This is a genomic window from Bacillus sp. AK128, from assembly GCF_053903075.1.
Map to the genome: position 1 here is coordinate 3,548,295 of NZ_CP096379.1, position 13,474 is coordinate 3,561,768.

The 13,474-nt window shown below is 37.6% G+C and carries 12 protein-coding genes and 1 riboswitch; of the genes, 1 reads left to right on the plus strand and 11 read right to left on the minus strand.

The features are described 5' to 3' along the window. Positions 1-482: 482 nt before the first annotated feature. The 9 genes from M1D60_RS17785 to M1D60_RS17825 all read right to left on the minus strand — a co-directional run bounded on the left by M1D60_RS17785 (position 483) and on the right by M1D60_RS17825 (position 10,729). Positions 483-3,608: an MMPL family transporter gene (locus M1D60_RS17785; RefSeq protein WP_456276169.1), complete on the minus strand. Its 3,126-nt coding sequence runs from the start codon at positions 3,606-3,608 to the stop codon at positions 483-485. Next, on the minus strand, positions 3,605-4,072 hold the full coding sequence (locus M1D60_RS17790; protein WP_456276170.1) for a MarR family winged helix-turn-helix transcriptional regulator: 468 nt from the start codon (positions 4,070-4,072) through the stop codon (positions 3,605-3,607). Before M1D60_RS17790 ends, M1D60_RS17785 begins: the two co-directional genes overlap by 4 nt. Before the next feature lie 218 nt (positions 4,073-4,290). Then, the gene (locus tag M1D60_RS17795) at positions 4,291-4,422 is read right to left on the minus strand and encodes a hypothetical protein (RefSeq protein WP_456276171.1); all 132 of its coding nucleotides are present in this window, start codon (positions 4,420-4,422) and stop codon (positions 4,291-4,293) included. Positions 4,423-4,583: 161 nt separating this feature from the next. After that, entirely contained in the window at positions 4,584-5,528 is a 945-nt protein-coding gene (gene coaA / locus M1D60_RS17800) for a type I pantothenate kinase (protein ID WP_456276172.1), read from the minus strand. 160 nt (positions 5,529-5,688) lie between these two features. After that, entirely contained in the window at positions 5,689-6,267 is a 579-nt protein-coding gene (locus tag M1D60_RS17805; RefSeq protein WP_456276173.1) for a LysM peptidoglycan-binding domain-containing protein, read from the minus strand. 176 nt (positions 6,268-6,443) lie between these two features. Beyond that, positions 6,444-6,878: a flavodoxin domain-containing protein gene (locus M1D60_RS17810; RefSeq protein WP_456276174.1), complete on the minus strand. Its 435-nt coding sequence runs from the start codon at positions 6,876-6,878 to the stop codon at positions 6,444-6,446. Positions 6,879-6,889: 11 nt separating this feature from the next. Continuing rightward, on the minus strand, positions 6,890-7,936 hold the full coding sequence (locus M1D60_RS17815) for a ribonucleotide-diphosphate reductase subunit beta (protein ID WP_456276175.1): 1,047 nt from the start codon (positions 7,934-7,936) through the stop codon (positions 6,890-6,892). A gap of 22 nt (positions 7,937-7,958) precedes the next feature. After that, positions 7,959-10,247: a ribonucleoside-diphosphate reductase subunit alpha gene (locus M1D60_RS17820; RefSeq protein ID WP_456276176.1), complete on the minus strand. Its 2,289-nt coding sequence runs from the start codon at positions 10,245-10,247 to the stop codon at positions 7,959-7,961. 359 nt (positions 10,248-10,606) lie between these two features. Beyond that, the gene (locus M1D60_RS17825) at positions 10,607-10,729 is read right to left on the minus strand and encodes a hypothetical protein (protein ID WP_456276177.1); all 123 of its coding nucleotides are present in this window, start codon (positions 10,727-10,729) and stop codon (positions 10,607-10,609) included. Then, positions 10,694-10,876, minus strand: a riboswitch (cobalamin riboswitch). Its footprint overlaps the gene before it by 36 nt. 256 nt (positions 10,877-11,132) lie before the next feature. Between M1D60_RS17825 and M1D60_RS17830 the strand changes: the two genes are divergently transcribed. Continuing rightward, positions 11,133-12,428, plus strand: a complete 1,296-nt coding sequence (locus M1D60_RS17830) for a diguanylate cyclase domain-containing protein (protein WP_456276178.1) — start codon at positions 11,133-11,135, stop codon at positions 12,426-12,428. An 87-nt stretch (positions 12,429-12,515) separates the two neighbouring features. On the opposite strand, the gene M1D60_RS17835 is transcribed toward M1D60_RS17830, so the two are convergent. Together M1D60_RS17835 and M1D60_RS17840 are read right to left on the minus strand one after the other, a co-directional pair. Next, the gene (locus M1D60_RS17835; protein ID WP_456276179.1) at positions 12,516-13,082 is read right to left on the minus strand and encodes a DUF4256 domain-containing protein; all 567 of its coding nucleotides are present in this window, start codon (positions 13,080-13,082) and stop codon (positions 12,516-12,518) included. Between the two features lie 12 nt (positions 13,083-13,094). After that, positions 13,095-13,223 (minus strand): hypothetical protein, encoded by a 129-nt coding sequence (locus tag M1D60_RS17840; protein ID WP_456276180.1) that lies wholly within the window; start codon positions 13,221-13,223, stop codon positions 13,095-13,097. Positions 13,224-13,474: the final 251 nt, after the last annotated feature.

A 13,474-nucleotide genomic window follows, 5' to 3' on the forward strand; every position in this document is an offset into this window, starting at 1 on the left:
CCTCTAGTCTCGCAACTATGATTGGGTGTAACACCGGTTATACCACCTGCTCTTGTTGTGATATCGGCTAAGTTGACACATATATCGGCGACTTGGTGGTTATATCAGCGACTTCCGCCTTATATCAGCGACTTTTGCGATTATATCGGCGACTTCACCCTTTATATCAGCGACTTCCGCCATATCAGCGACTTGGCGGTTATATCGGCGACTTTACCCTTTATCAGCGAGTTCCGCCTTATATCAGTGACTTGGCGATTATATCAGCGACTTCCGCCATATCAGCAACTTTGGCGATTATATCGGCGACTTCACCCTTTATATCAGCGACTTTCGCTATATATCAGCGACTTTCGCTATATATCAGCGACTTGGGTGATTATATCGGCAATTTCACCACTATATCGGCGACTTTAATAACTCTTTCCAAAACAAAAAAACTAGCAAAGGTTTTTTCAACCTCCACTAGTCTTATTGATTACCTATGCTCTTTTAAACGGCCACCAGTTTGCTTTACCGAATGTTTTCACCATTACTGGTACGAATAAAGGTAACACGACTAAAGCGTATAGGAATAATCCGACTAAAACAATCGATGCAATTTGAAGTAGAGATAGCATACCAGATGGCATCATCGCAGCAAATGTTCCACCTAGTATGACGGCTGCTGAAATAATAACTGTTCCCATCTTCTTCATAGATAAATGCATAGCCTCTTCAACGGATAAGTCCTTATACTCATTGAATCGATCCATTAAGAAAATACTATAGTCCACCCCTAGAGCAACTAAGATGACAAAGCCAAAGAATGGAACCGACCAGCTAAGCCCCGTATACCCTAGTAGATTAACAAATATCGCTTCATTAATAGCCATCGATGTATAATAGGTTAAAATTAAAGAACCTATTAAATAGAGTGGCATGATTAATGATCTAAATAAGAATACAAGTATAATAGAAATCCCAATTAACATATAAAGTACAGTTTTCGAGTAATCAGCACTCGACATACTTGATAAGTCAGCATTTGTACTCGTAATTCCACCAACTGCCACGACAGCATTTTCTAATTTCGTATCCTTTGTCACACGTGCAACTGCTTCCTCTAACTGATTGACTTGAGCGATTGCCTCATTTGAATAAGGGTTTTCTTCAAAAATCACATCGATGGTCATTACCTTACGATCACTTGACATATATGCATTTAATGCCTCTTCAAAGTCTTCACTTTCTAAAACGTCATCTGGGATATAAAAACCTACTCGCTCATCTGACTCAGAAAGGTCTGCTAGATAATCCTGTGCAGAATTTAACCCTTCATATACTTCATTTAATCCGTCCGCACTTTGAGTAAGTCCCCCAGTTAATTGGCCAAGCTGAGAGCCTATATCACTAAATCCTGTTAACAACTGCTCTTGACCAGCATTAATACTTGTAAGACCATTTGTAACACCTGGGAGCTCAGAAATAATGGTGCCTTGGCCGTTTGCCATAGCTTGTAATCCAGTCTGTTGTTCTTCAATACCTTTTATAAGCTGTTCCATTCCAGCAATTAGCGCTGTATGCCCTTCAATGATTGTAGAGAACGAGTCATTGGCTGTTACCACACCACTATGGATTAGACCAAGACCGGCATTTAGTTCTTCCATCGAACCAGCTAAACCAGCAATTTGGCCTTGAATATTTTGAACAGTACCTTTGATGGTCTTATAATCGTCATTTTCATTAATACCAGAGTAGGTTGGATTATTTTCTAGGTTTTCAAAGCTTTCCGTTAAGGAAGCAAGTGCTCCTGATAAACCCTGTAGTCCTTGACCAATTCCTGTATAACCTGTTTCTAATCCAGATAAATTTGTAGCAGCTTGCTGATAACCCGCTAACAGCTCTTTACTTCCAGCAACTAGCTTTTCAGCATTTGCCTTTATATCTTGTAATCCATTTTTAATTTGCTCAGAGCCTGCTGCTCCTTGTGATAAACCACCCTCAATTTCCTTCAAGCCTGCTTGAAGCTGGATAACTCCTGATTTAAGCTCATTCGTTCCGGAAATTAAACTGCTAATTCCTTCTGTAGCTTCCTCTAGTTGTGGTTCTGATTTGGATAATTGACTACCTGCCTCTTGTAAACCATCACTAATTTGTTTAATCCCATCATTACCTTCTCCAATTCCTTCTTGGAGAGTCTCTGCTTGTGATGCAACAAATAATTCCTGAATCGGTTCACCGGTTGGACGTGTAATCGAACGAACTGTTCCAACTAAATCTACTCGTTCAAGTTCTTGACTTATTTCTTCTGCAATGGCGATATATTCGGAAGAGTTCATTGCTTCATCATTCTTAATCACGATTTGCGTTGGCATGGATTCACCTGGTCCAAATCCATCTGCAATATAATTAAATGCTTTTATTGATTTCACATCATCGCCAATTTCCTCAAGGGAATTAAACGAAATATCTCCATCATACGTCACTAAAAATGGAACAGAAATTCCTGCAACAATTAATAATGAAATGACCGGTCTTCTCAGAGAGAAACGACCTACGACACCCCAAAGTGCATTATCTTTATGTTCAAGACTACCTTTAGCTGGCCAAAATAACTTTTTCCCTAGAACAGCCATGAAGAAAGGTACGACTGTGAATAAAGCTACTAATAGAAGCGCTACTCCAACTGCTACTGCTGAAGCTGATTGATAAAGCTTAAAGGTTGAAAAACCAATTGCTGCAAATCCAATCATTACGGCAAGTCCGCTAAAGAACACGGTTCTCCCTGCATGACGATAGGTCTCAATAATTGCATCTGTAATGCTTTCATTATGTGCCATTTCCTCTTTAAAACGACTAAGAAGCAGGATACAATAATCAGTTCCAATTCCAAATAAAACAGCCACTAGGAAGATTTGAGTGAAATTGGATATCGGGAAATTCATCGTGTCTACTAATATAGCAACAATAGATTGTGAGGCTAAGTACGTAAGCCCTACAGTAACTAGTGGAATAATTGGCGCAATGACAGAGCGGAAAACAAGTAATAAAACGACTAGAATAAAGACAAGCGTAATACCTTCTGTCTTCTTCAAGCCTTCCTGTGAGCTTGTCATTAGATCCTGATCAATCATCCAGCTACTTGTGTAGTAATGCTCAACACTTGTATCTTCAATTGCTTTATATAACGAATCTGTTACTTCTGTTGCTTCTTTTCCTTCTAAATCAATCGTGATAGAAGTAAGAATCGTTTTACCATCCTCAGAAACTAATTGTTCAGCTAAGCTCTCTTCTTTAAAATGGGAAAGAATAGTTGTAATTCCAAGCTCTTTACTTTGATCTTCTAAAGTTTGAATCGCTCCCTCTACCTCTGATAGCTCTTCACCTGTCATTTTGTTTTCACTATGAAATACAAGTGCGACTTGAGAGGTATCACCAGCATCTTCTTCACTCTGGATATTTCCCATAATTTCATTAGCTAATGTTGATGAATAGCCTTCTGGAACAGAAATCTGCCCCTTCTCACGGACAAGATCCGCCATATTTGGGGCAATCATGAACAGTCCAACAATTAAAGCAATCCAAATTCCCAAAACTAACCATTTACCTTTTATAATCGACTTCACTTTAATTCCTCCTGCTTTGAGTCTTTTAGTTCAATTAGAATTTGATTTAATTTTTCATATGTCTGTAAAAAACTATCTATCTCCTGTTTATCAAACTTCGTTATGATTTCTTCTACAATGCCATATATTTGTTGCTGTGTTTTTTTATATACCTCAATGCCTTTCGGAGTAAGGGATAAGTATATGACCCGACGATCACCTTCGTCTCGTTTTCGATCAATCAGCTCTCGTTCCACTAAGCGATTAATGGTTCCAGTAATTGCACTTTTCTTTACATCAAATTCATCAGCTAGCTCTGTTGAGGTGCATACCCCCACTCGATGTATGTATTTTAATGTATAGTGTTGCTCAGTTGTCAGATCATCACCGATTTCCTTCCTGATCAGATTCTCTGCCTTTTTTGTTACTGAGAAGGAATATTCGATATATTTATTAATCAATTCTTCAATACCGTTTTTTTCCAAAAAACTCACCTTCGTCCAAATTAGTTCACATCATTAACTATTAACACTGCTAACTATAATATGTGAATACTAAAACCGTCAATTATTTTACTTAGATATATCTTTTCAAACGTTATGATTGTGACAAAATTTTGAATGGGTAGTTTAGATAGCGAGATGCAAACAACCTATAACAACGAAAAATGGGCCAGTGTTTTTAAACTGACCCATTTTATTACTTATACCATTTTACTCTCACTATGCGCTCTGTCACTCTTTTGAAGCAGGTACATATAAAGAATATGAGTACCACCATTATCTAAAACGGAAGAGTGATTAATAAGTTTGCTAATTGTATGTGTATCTGTCATGCTACTTACTCCTTAATCTCTTGGCTGAAAAGAGCTATTATAAATAAAAACTACTAAAATTTTATAACAATTTTAGCAGTTTTTTTACTTGATTTGTTATATTTTTCGAGGAAAAGTTAAACCCGTACTATGTTAAAATCGTATAAATTTGAATCCCTCGTTTACATCTTCTTAAGTTTAATAGATGAAATATAGTGATTCGTGCTCTTTTTCAAGATAATGTCAGCACGGTTTTTGGTAGGCTTTATATTAAGCTCCAGATTCTTTTTATTAATTCGATTCCATATGTCGGTTGCTGTATCCTCGGCTTCTTGTTCCGTTAGATTGGCATATTTATTAAAATAGGATACCGGATTTTTAAATGCTGTTTTTCGCAGAAGTTTAAATCGCTCAACATACCATCTTGAGATATCATCCTCTTCCGCATCTACATAGATCGATAAATCAAAGAAATCAGATACGTAAACACTAGGGAAGTTCTCATCTTCGTTCCTTGGTGTCTGGAGTACATTAATCCCCTCGACAATAACAATATCAGGCTGATTAATTTCGATATAATGATTCGGAATAATATTATAGTATAAATGCGAATAGATCGGAGCTCTCACATGTGCTTCACCGGACTTGATTCTAGATAGGAAATTAATCAGTTCTTTAATATTATAACTCTCTGGGAATCCTTTTCTTCCTAAAAGTCCGCGTTCCTCTAGTACGGCGTTTGGATGAAGGAATCCATCAGTAGTTACTAAATCAACCTTAGGATGGTTTGGCCAGCGTGATAATAGCGCTTGTATAATACGAGCCGTTGTACTTTTTCCAACAGCGACACTCCCTGCAATCCCAATAATATAAGGAACCTTTCTTGTTTGTTCTCCAAAGAAGGTATCTGTTACGGTATGAAGCTGCTGTGAAGCGATTATATATAAATTTAATAGACGTGTCAGGGGTAAATATACCTCTGTTACCTCATCAATCGATAGTTGTTCATTTAACCCTCGTAATTCTTCTATTTCTTTTTCAGTTAAGGTTAAAGGCGTATTAAAGCGTAGATTTGCCCACTTTTCTCGATCAAATAATATATAGGGTGAATAGGTAGCGTTTGTCATGTTTATATCCTCAATCCTAAATTACGACATCAATAAGTATAGGTTATATTTTAACAAGGGTTACTAAATAAATCATCCTTTTTATGTAAGCGGTTAATATATTCCTTAATAAAGTCATAGAAAAGAGACCCTCCTTATTAGGGTCTCTTAGCTATTTCTATTATTTTAATGGGATTGTAATTTGGGAGCCAATCTGTAAATAAAGGGGATCTACATTTGGATTTGCTGTCATAATTTCTTCTGCTGAAACTCCATCATAGACACTAGCAATTTCATAGAAGGTATTTCCTGGTTGAACGGTGTGATAAACTACTTCTGCTTCATTATTTGATTGATTTTGGTGATGAACAACTATTACTTCAGAACCAACGGTTAAAGCATTTGGATCAACATCTGGATTTAAATCAAGCAATTCATCTACTGTTACACCGTCATAGACACTAGCAATCTCATAGAAAGTGTTTCCTGGTTGAACAACATGCGTAACAACACTTGTATCGTTTGTTGCTTCCTCATTCGTACTTACCATGACTTCCGTTCCTACCGGGATTGCCCGTGGATCTAAGTCACTATTCATTTCCTTCAATTCACCTACTGTCACATCATGTTCCTGGGCAATGCCCCATAACGTATCACCTGACTGAACCGTAACCGTTGCGGCACTTGCTGCTATTCCGAATCCTCCTAGTATCAGCCCTAATACAAAAGTGGGTACTAAAAATTTCGAAATTTTTCTCATTTTCTAATCTCCTCCTTGTTTTAGTAGCGTACAGTTATTATTTACCCGGACTCAGAAGCACTAAACATAATTTGATAGATTTCGACAAAAACCTTTCTACTAGGTTAATAAAACTATTATAAAAAAATGGTCAACCCAAGTAACAAGGGTTGACCATTTTTGTTTTTTCTTTATGGTTAAGCCGTTTTCTTTATATTCCATCTTGCTAGAATACGGTCCACAAAAAGTTTACATTTTTCTATATCCTCACGCTGAGGCCTTTGTTCAATCTTCAATGTAACGGCTAGATTAGTATGGAACGAGAGCATATCTCGCAACTCATCAACAGCTCCACAAAAATTCGGATAAAAACTATCACCTGTACCAAACACACCTGTAATCACATGTTCTACGTCCTGAGCTTCAAACGCTTGATATAAAGGAATCATCTCTCTAGGTAGATTGCCATTTCCCCAAGTATAGCTTCCGATTAGAACAGCATCATACTTCTCTAAATCGGTTAAAGGAAAATGATGGACATTATAAAGCTCTCCACCTATATAGGAGTGAATGATGGAGGCAACCTCCTCAGTGTTTCCTGTACCAGAAGTATAGATAATAGCCAATCTCAATGTTTACTCACCTACAATTCATCGAACCCGTTGGACTGGGTTACCTTTGTATACGTTCGTGATTTTTGTTCAAAGAAATCAGACTTGGTTTCATTAATCATTTCATCACTAAATACATGAATCCATGGCATTGGGTTGTCCCGGTCTTCATATAGGTTAGATAAGCCTAATTGGCGAAGACGCTTATTCGCAAGGTATTCAATATAGCCTTCAAATTCCGCTACATCAATCCCTTCAATATCAGCTAAAATATACTCAGCCCATTCCTTTTCAAGCTGAACCGCTTGATCAATCGTGTTATATAAATATTGAATATTTTCATCTGTATTTAAGGCTGGATTCTCTGTAAGTAAGATTCGCAAAAACATCGATGTAAAATAAGCGTGTTGCATTTCATCTCGCTGAATATAACTGATCATTGTACTTGTTTTCAGCATCTTTTGCTGGCGAGCAAGATTATAGAAAAAGGCAAAGCCTGCATAAAAGTAGATTCCTTCAAGATTAATAGAATTCACACAAAGCTCAAATAAGTGCTGAATAGTAGGCTCTTTTCTAAATTTCTCGTAAGACTCTAAAATGACATTGTTCCGCTTCATTACCATCGGGTCTTCTTTAGCCTGATTAAAGCGTTCATTTTGCTCACGTAGTGGTACGAGCGAGCTTAAAATATAGGAGTATGATTCATTATGAACAGCCTCTTGCTGAGAAATAACAGCAAATATGGCTTTACAGCTCGGGTCCGTTACATAATCCATGACCTGACTCATCGTCGGAGTCTGCAGGCTGTCTAAGGAAGCTAGCTGTGTATTAATACGTAAAAATACATCCTGCTCCTTGGCTGATAGTAGATCCCATTGCTTAATATCATCCTGCATATTAATCTCCTGTGCTTTCCAGAAGTTTGATAATAGTGTCTGATAAATCGTATACATTTGCGGATAAGCAATATCGTTCCAGTTTAAGAGTCCTGAAGATTCCCCATTTATTAATCCAGTTGCTTTATTTGGAAACTCTGGGTTCATTAGTTTAATTTTTCTCAAAGGTGTATCAGCTTTCATAATGACCTCTCCTTATCTAAACTTAGCTGTGGCAAGCTTCACATTCTTCAATTTCAGCCTGAGATGTACTGCGAACATAGTAGGTGGTTTTTAACCCTTGCTTCCATGATTCTAAGTGAAGTGTTAATAACTCCTTGGCTTTAATATCATGTCGGACATATAGGTTAAAACTAATGCCCTGATCGACATGGCGCTGTCTTGCTGCATTTTGTCTAATGCTCCATAGTTGGTCCAGTTCATGACGGGCACGACGATAGTAATTGTAAGTATTGTGATCTAAGTCTGGTGCGGTTACCTTAAATTTAAAGTTCTTCTTTTCTTCAGCATATTCAACTGAGTATAGTGGATCAATACCGTCCGTCGAACCTCCAATTTTGGCTGTTGAAGAGTTCGGTGCAATTGCCATCAGCCACCCATTCCTCATACCATTCTCGTTGATCTGAGTTTGTAACTCATTCCATCTTGGAGATTGATAGTTCCTTCTTGCAAAGTATTGACCTGTTTGCCATTCAGATCCATCAAACTTGCTATAAGCACCCTTTTCCTTCGCTAATTCCATAGAAGCCTGAATGGTATTAAATGCAATTTCTTCATATAGCTTATCTGCATACTCAACAGCTTGTTCCGATTCCCAGTGGATTCCTTCTAAGGCGAGAAGGTGATGCCACCCAAAAGTTCCTAGTCCTACTGCTCTAAATTTCTTATTTGTTTTCTCTGCCTGTCCAACTGAAATGGTATTAAGGTCAATCACATTGTCTAGCATACGTACCTGAATTTTGATTACGCGGTCTAGCACCTGTTGACGAACAGCTTTTGGCAAATTTATAGATGATAGATTACAAACGACAAAGTCACCTGGCTTACGGATAATGACAAGGTTTCCATCCGCATCCTCGTACTCATTAACAATCGTCGTTGCAGACATGTTTTGAGCAATTTCTGTACATAGGTTACTACAGAATATCGACGTTCGACCTGTTCCATTTAAATGTTTGTTAGGGTTTTGTCTATTTACCTCATCACGATAGAACATATATGGTGTTCCCGTCTCAAGTTGAGATACCATGATTCGCGCCATAATCTCCATGGCACGATACGTCTTCCTTGGAAGTAGAGGATGGTTCACTGCCTCTTCATATTTTTCTGTAAAGTATTTACGATCGGTTTCATCATAGAAATCCTCTAAACCTAGTAAATTTCCAAACTCATCCTTCCAGCCCATGATTTGCTTTACTTGATGTGGACAGAATGCATGCCATTCACCGACACTTCTACCACTCTCATCTACTTCACCAAGCTTTTCCATAAATAAATCGGGAATGGATACACCGGTAAAAATGTCATGAGCTTTTCTTCTTTCATCACCATTATTCGTCTTTAAGTCTAAAAAGCCATTCATAATATCCTTATGGAATACATCGAGGTAAATGGCAATGGCACCCTGACGCTGACCTAGCTGATCTACACTCACAGCTGTGTCATTAAGAAGCTTAATCCATGGAACTACTCCAGAGGAATTCCCTTTAAATTTCTTAATATCAGATCCTAACGCACGTACCTTGCCATAATAAATTCCAATTCCACCACCGTCCTTACTAAGACGGGCAATATCCCAGTTATTTAAATAGATTCCATCTAAGGAATCATCAACGGTATCAATAAAGCAAGAGGATAATTGTCCAAAGCTCTTCCCTGCATTTGATAGAGTTGGGGTTGCTACGGTCATGTATAGATTACTTAATGCCCAATAGGCTTCTTTAACCAGCTCTAGACGGTTTTCTTTGTTTTCCTTACTCATTAAAGTCATAGCGATGATCATAAATCTCTCCTGAGGAAGCTCATAGACATTGCGATCATGATCCCTAGCTAAATAACGGTCCGCTAATAGAAACAATCCAATATAGTTGAACAGATAGTCTTGATCAGGATTAATTTGTTTTTCTAAGTAGTTCATTTCTTCTTGTGTATATTCATTTAATAGTTTAGTAGAATAGATTCCCTTTTCTACTAATTCAGCGATTAAATGATATAAATTACCGTATTTAGAAGATTCCTCATACCCTCTATTGTGAGCGGCCTTCCGATACAATTCCTTTAAAAAAAGGTTTGCTGCTAGATATGTCCAGTTTGGTTCATCCATTTTAATATTATTTAATGCATAAAATAATGCAGTTTGATTAGCTTCGTCTACTGTATATTGGCTTTGTAAAATTCGATTTTTTAGATCAGTACTATCTAATTGGTACTGATTTGATGCATACTCGATTGCGTCTAGTACTACTGTTAATTCTGGTTTTATAGCTGTTGTCATCCTATTTCCTCCCTGTATGTACGAAAATAAAGGCTATGTTTATGTTAAACTTCAAGTCGATTTTCGTTACAGGACACTCGCTTTCCGCACTTGCACAGGATGTGCTGGCTTCTGGGTTGCTCACAGGACGTGAGCGACCTTAGCAGAAGATCCTTTGAGCCTCCTCGGCGATTCTCGCCTGTGGGGTCTCTCTCAACACGCTTCTCCCGCGCTTGCACAGGATGTGCTGACCTCTACGTTTGCCACAGGACGTGGCAGCCCTTAGTAGAGGATCCTTATATATTCGCGTCCTTCCACTACAATCAACTCTGCTAAAAATCAACACTCTACTTTAACAGAGCTAAAATAAAAAAAACCGCTCAATTGAATGAACGGATGAAACGATTCCACCAGAAGAAAATAGACTTCAACTGTGTCACCATCTCATCTTCTCCATCCCCGAAAAAGTGAAATTTATAAGCAAGACAGGTCTCCTGACTCATGCTTCCTCCTCCAATGAAGCCTTCCCATGATCCTGAAATCACAGTGGTATCTTCATTTCGTCAGCACTTACAGTTGCGGGGGCAGCTCTGGCATTTAACCAAATTCCCTTTTTAAGCCTAATGGCATCTACACTTACGACAAACACAATATTTAGTTGTTAGAACAAAACACAGAACAACATATGGTATCTTCTAATTGAACTTACTTCAGTTTAAATGAATCTTTGTCATAATTCAAGACAAAATATTACAAGTTTTTCAAATTATTTTTTAATGTAAAATTTCTTTTTTTTGACAGATATACCCTTAAGTAGTATTTTTAAAATGATTCCTATCTAGTATCATAGTACTTGAAGGTTCAATCTGTAATACTATGAAAACGTTTGACTCGGAGGCATCTGTCATGAGTGTTAACACGAACATCCCTTATACCAATCCGGATATTTTTACATCTAAAGATGAACTAGAGTTAATCTGGAACAATACCAACGATGCTATTTTTCTCATTGCTCCGAATGGCTCTGTTTTAAAAGCCAACCCTGCATTCGAACGGGTTCTTGGATACACAGCTGAAGAGCTAGTAAATGATCCAACGCCTCCTATCATTCCTGATTACCTAATCAAAGATCAAAAACCATTTTTAGATCAGATGCATAAGGGAGAAAAAATTCTCTATTACGAAGCACAGCGAGTCACAAAGAACGGTAAATTAATTGATATTGTTTCATCTTATTGTCCAGTTCTAGATGAACAAGGTGACCTTTTGTTAATTGTCGCTATGTATAAAGATGTAACCAAACAAGTCGAAGCCCAGCGTCTCTTAGTTGAAAATGAAAATAAATATAGATTTATAGCTGAAAATACGTCCGACCTAATTCAAGTGTTAGACAAGCAAGGGATTATTACCTATATATCACCTTCTATCCAGACAATCCTGGGTTACACAGCTTCAGAATATAGAAACAACAATATCGTTAAATGGATTTATGAAGGCGATGTGCCTCACTTCTTGGAAATGCTCAACCAGTTAAAAACAACTGAAGAACCGTTTAAGACAGAGGTGAGATACCTCCACGCAAATGGATCAATTGTCTGGATGGAAGTAAAAGCTTCTTATGTGTTTGATAACGATGAGCCTAAAACAATGATTGTATCCAGAGACATTAGTGATCGGAAGAAATATGAGGAAGAATTAAAGTATCTAGCCTTTCATGATACACTCACAGGCCTACCAAACCGCTATCAATTTACTGAGCTTTTAAAAGAAGAGATGGCTATTGCTAAAGCTACGCTTCAAACGATGTTGGTCATGTATATTGATATCGATCATTTTAAGCAAGTTAACGATTATTACGGCCATGCTGCAGGTGATACAGTTTTGGTAGAATTCTCAAAAAGACTTCAAGATTCATTTCGTACCTCTGATCAGGTTTGCCGTATTAGTGGTGATGAATTTGTTTCAATTCTTTCAGCTCCGGCTACTTCTGAAACGGCAAGTAGCATAGCTAAAGTCATTCACGAGAAACTTAAAAATCCAATTCTAATCAGTGGCAAGGAAGTCTTTATTACCACTTCCATCGGGATTGCCTCCTTTCATGGAGAGAATCTAAGCCCTGAAGACCTCATTAAGAGAGCTGATTCTGCTCTTTATCAATCAAAGGATAACGGCAAGAATACTTACACGTTCTGGAAAGCTTAACGAGAATACAAAAAGGCATATAAAAAAAGTAAAGGACATAGAGGTGCTTCTCCTCAATGTCCTTTACTTTTTCTTAGGATTAAAATTTCAGACCCTTAGCAATCCACGAAACCCTCTTGCCCCATAGTAAGAATCTGCTCCATTGTGGTACATGAAGACCGTTTCGTAGCGACAATCACAAAAGATGGCCCCGCCAAGTTTTCTGATGGTATCAGGTGTCTTTACCCAGCTCGACGTTTTCCTATCGAAACTTCCGAGCTTCTGCAACTCCCGGTATTCTTCTTCGGTTAAAATCTTAATGCCCATGAAATCAGCCATATCTATAGCACTAGTCTCCGGTTTATGTTTTTTCCTTGTCTCGAGTGCTTCACGGTCATAACATACACTTCTACGACCTTTAGGACTCTCCGCTGAACAATCATAAAATATGTATTCACCCGTCTGTTGATCATAACCAACAACATCCGGTTCACCACCCGTTTCTTCCATTGCATGAAGGGACCATAGTTTTTCATTATTCGCTTCAAGCTTTGCTTTAACTTCAGCCCATTCTATACCAACATGACGGTTCATGTTTTTCTCAAAACGAGCTTGTAGAGTACTGAGTAACACTTTACGGTGTTCTAGTCCTAACTCCTTATTACTTGTTGTCATAATCGTTCCCCTTTACCTCTTATCCATTAGTCTACCCGCAATTATACCCAAGAGAATGTTTGTTATAAATAGCTCACTGAGTTCACCTGCAAAAATAAATGTAAGTACTCCAGCCACTGCTCCAAATAAAAGACTAGTCATCTGAATCCTCCCAATAAATAAAATATCAATCTTATCATAACTTTAACATAAATTCCCATTTTATAAAGTTAGTATATACAATTAGGTAGAATCCTCATAAACTGTAATTATTATCAACATCACATACACTACAGAAATAAATAGTTTTATATTACAGTTAAAAATCGTTTATATAGTGAAAAGTGTGGTTCAATAGTTTAAAATGTAATTCTTTAAAACAGTGTTGATTTTAGCAGAGTTGATTGAAGTGG

Bases quoted from the DNA above. Each gene is read 5' to 3' on its own strand.
- M1D60_RS17840 (WP_456276180.1), bottom strand. From the start codon at position 13,223: ATGACTAGTCTTTTATTTGGAGCAGTGGCTGGAGTACTTACATTTATT.
- coaA (WP_456276172.1), bottom strand. From the start codon at position 5,528: ATGACAAACGCTACCTATTCACCCTATATATTATTTGATCGAGAAAAG.
- M1D60_RS17835 (WP_456276179.1), bottom strand. From the start codon at position 13,082: ATGACAACAAGTAATAAGGAGTTAGGACTAGAACACCGTAAAGTGTTA.
- M1D60_RS17815 (WP_456276175.1), bottom strand. From the start codon at position 7,936: ATGAAAGCTGATACACCTTTGAGAAAAATTAAACTAATGAACCCAGAG.
- M1D60_RS17825 (WP_456276177.1), bottom strand. From the start codon at position 10,729: ATGAGTCAGGAGACCTGTCTTGCTTATAAATTTCACTTTTTCGGGGAT.
- M1D60_RS17830 (WP_456276178.1), top strand. From the start codon at position 11,133: ATGAGTGTTAACACGAACATCCCTTATACCAATCCGGATATTTTTACA.
- M1D60_RS17820 (WP_456276176.1), bottom strand. From the start codon at position 10,247: ATGACAACAGCTATAAAACCAGAATTAACAGTAGTACTAGACGCAATC.
- M1D60_RS17805 (WP_456276173.1), bottom strand. From the start codon at position 6,267: ATGAGAAAAATTTCGAAATTTTTAGTACCCACTTTTGTATTAGGGCTG.
- M1D60_RS17795 (WP_456276171.1), bottom strand. From the start codon at position 4,422: ATGACAGATACACATACAATTAGCAAACTTATTAATCACTCTTCCGTT.